The organism is Chroococcus sp. FPU101 (genome assembly GCF_017312365.1).
Classification (GTDB): domain Bacteria; phylum Cyanobacteriota; class Cyanobacteriia; order Cyanobacteriales; family Microcystaceae; genus Chroococcus.
Genome location: NZ_BLJI01000089.1, coordinates 1 through 2,962, shown reverse-complemented (window position 1 = coordinate 2,962; position 2,962 = coordinate 1). Strand labels below are relative to the sequence as shown.

Genomic DNA, 2,962 nt, shown 5'->3' with positions numbered 1-2,962 from the left:
GGCAAATTAGTCTAAACTCCAGTCATAAATGTTCGAGATGTTTTATCCACATTTTTATGTCGCTACCCTCTGTTAGTCTAAATCTTCCGAAATGTTGCGATATTCAGTATGATTATTAATGTGTTATTTAAGATTTTAGGAAATCTCTCTAGCCAGCTAATCCACTACTTATTCACCAACGCTGTAGGGTGCAGTAGAAAATTGAACTTGTCGATGAAGTGAATTATTGTAAAGCTGTGTTAAGCTTCAAGGGTTGGGTAGAAGCGTATTTTTCAAGTAGGTGTTTCAATGCTGAAGTTCTACTACAATCCGATTTCTGTCAATACGCTTCGCGTATGGGTCGCATTGTTAGAAAAACAGGTACCGTTTGAGCCGATTTTGGTCACCCTTGATGGTGATCAATTTGAGACTGACTTCACAGCAGTTAATCCACTCCAGCGGATTCCCGTTATTGTAGACAATGGATTTAGAATTATTGAGTCGTTGGCAATTTTAGATTACCTAGAAGCCAAATATCCAACTCGATCATTGATGCCAAGCCAGCCTGAAGATGTGGCTAAGGTGCGAATAGTCGAGATGGTTGCCGTCAATGAGCTTCAACCAGCTACGGTTCCATTAACTCGCTCTTTGGTAGGACTAGATATTGATGATCAAAAGCTTGATGCGGCAAAAAAGCGAATTATCTCTGTGATGCTATTTTATGAGGATCTCTTAGGCACTCATTCTTACTTTATCGGAGAAGAAATAACACTAGCAGATATCGTTGCGGGAACCATAGTTCCCTCATTGCCTATGTTTGGTTTCTCCTTCGATCTCTACCCTCGTCTCAAAGCTTGGTCAGAAAGACTTTTAATGCGTGAAAGTTGGCAACAAATAACGCCACAGCCTGAAGTTATGGAGGCTGCTTTGCCAATAGTTAGAAAAATCTTAGAGCAGCGATTGTAGCGATCTCGTCTATTAGAGAGTCAATTCTGGTGTTATGTACCAAGATAAATAGGTTCTTAGATGAGAAAGAAGTTTTCAATATTGGAGATCCCAAGGGGACTCGCCTACGGCGATCGCGTTATTGATATCATAACAGAGGTCAAAGGTGTTGTCGTCGATTTTAAGGATGGCAGGGTCGTGTTTGATTGTCGGGAGTTCGGACGGTGTTCACGCCCTTCGGAACTATTGTTCAAACTTAACTCGAAAATGTAGAAAGAAGAATTTAGCGATCGGCGATTGCCTTTAGCATACGTTCAGACGTACTAACTATTTCATAGATAGTTTGAGCAACTTTGGAAAACTAATAGAAGTAATCGCCATGAAAAGACTCAAAAAACAAATAGATAACTCAAAGAGAGGCTGAAATGTAATAGACAAAATCAAAGCTCGTTGGTTGGCACACAGAGGTGATTAGTTTGTTCAAATCTTCCTTTAGATTCTTACTGCTTATTTTACAGACACCTATATATAATTACTGATTCTAGACAAGATTAAGTACTCTTCTGTTTTATTATTGACGACCAATTTGAATAAATTTAACTTAACTTTAAGTCCTAAAGCTTCAAGAAGTTGCTCAAAATTGATGTCTTTCCAACTGATTTGAGCAGAACTTTCAAGACTTAATTCGCCTTGTTTAAGACTCATTAACACAGTAGAACCATTTTTCAGGCTGAAAAACAGTGCATTTAAAAGCTTCAATTGATTTCGCGCTATTGTATAGTAAACTTGCTCTTTTTCAATTCTAACTTCTTCTGGTAGACTTCCACGAGGAATTTGACCACCCAAAAATGTTTTCCAAATTCCAAGAAGAATACGATAAAAAAAAGAATCAGCTTGAAACTCAGGAGGATCTAATAAACGAAGCTGTCCTTCAATAGAATCTTCATAAAGTGTGAGCTTCTCTGGAGTAAAATGAACTTTGATATCAAACCCTTTGTAGTCTAATGTGGCTATCAATCCTTCTTCAGAATCAGGTTCTAAACTTTTTAAGTTTTCCACTTTAGAAACAGCTTGTTGACAGAGAAGTAAAACGGTTTTTTGTTTCAAAACTAATTGATTAGATTCTGAATTAAAACTAAGATATTCATTCAAAAAATCTTGTAGAAAATTGCTAGATGCTTCAAAAGTTTTTTTAAATTGATTAATTACATTCATAGTAATATCTGATAACTGTTGTCAAATCTGTTTGATTTATTGTTATTTTATTTGTTGATTTGCTCCTAGTCTTTCGAGAATCAAGTTTTACCTTGTTAAATAAAATCCTAATTGAATAATTCTAGAGCAGAATGATCTCTATAGCAATCAGCAATGATTGATGAGAAAAAACCAGACATTGATAGCTTTAGCAAGCTCAACAAATCTTGAATAATTTTTCACTTAAATAACCACTTTACTATTGTAAAATCTTGGTAAAAATGCCAATATTTTCGTACCATTTCTTTTCCTTGTAGCGAAACATCTTCTATTTGATTTTGTTCAGTACTGGAGTTTAGCTGACGGGGTAACAACCGCTTTAAAACCTTATGGTGAAGCCTTTGAGCTAGTTGACCGTAGAAAAAGATTAAAGCTTATATATAGGCTTGACGAGCATCAATAAATGATCGCTCTGAACGCAAAGCCTGATTCTCCTGCTAAATGTTTCTGTTTTTTGATGAAATGGCTAGACAATTTTTTTCAAGGCTTATAGGCTGAAAGCCTGATTTGGCAAAGCTTCTAAAATGCTTGCCACTCCGTCAGCTATTTTTCACTCACCTAAAGCAAAGTGCTATGTTGCTCACTTGATCTGTGTAACCATGCAGATAGCTACCTTCCCTGACTAACAAAACTGAACTCTGTATTACTACAAAATGGTGAGGCTTTCACTACCCTCAGTTTCCCTAATAGAAGTTTACATTTCGTTACAATTTTAAGTAAAGGTCAGTCGAACCGTAGATTTCGCGCCTCAAAAATAGGAGGTTGTCCGATGAACGGCAACATA

At 36.6% G+C, this 2,962-nt stretch carries 2 protein-coding genes; one reads left to right on the top strand and one right to left on the bottom strand.

All coding sequences use genetic code 11. The features are described from left to right. The first annotated feature begins 288 nt into the window (after positions 1–288). Complete coding sequence (locus CFPU101_RS25100; protein ID WP_206818599.1) at positions 289–945, top strand: glutathione S-transferase family protein; 657 nt, start codon at positions 289–291, stop codon at positions 943–945. 501 nt (positions 946–1,446) lie between these two features. On the opposite strand, the gene CFPU101_RS25095 is transcribed toward CFPU101_RS25100, so the two are convergent. Next, entirely contained in the window at positions 1,447–2,139 is a 693-nt protein-coding gene (locus CFPU101_RS25095; RefSeq protein WP_206818597.1) for a hypothetical protein, read from the bottom strand. Positions 2,140–2,962: the final 823 nt, after the last annotated feature.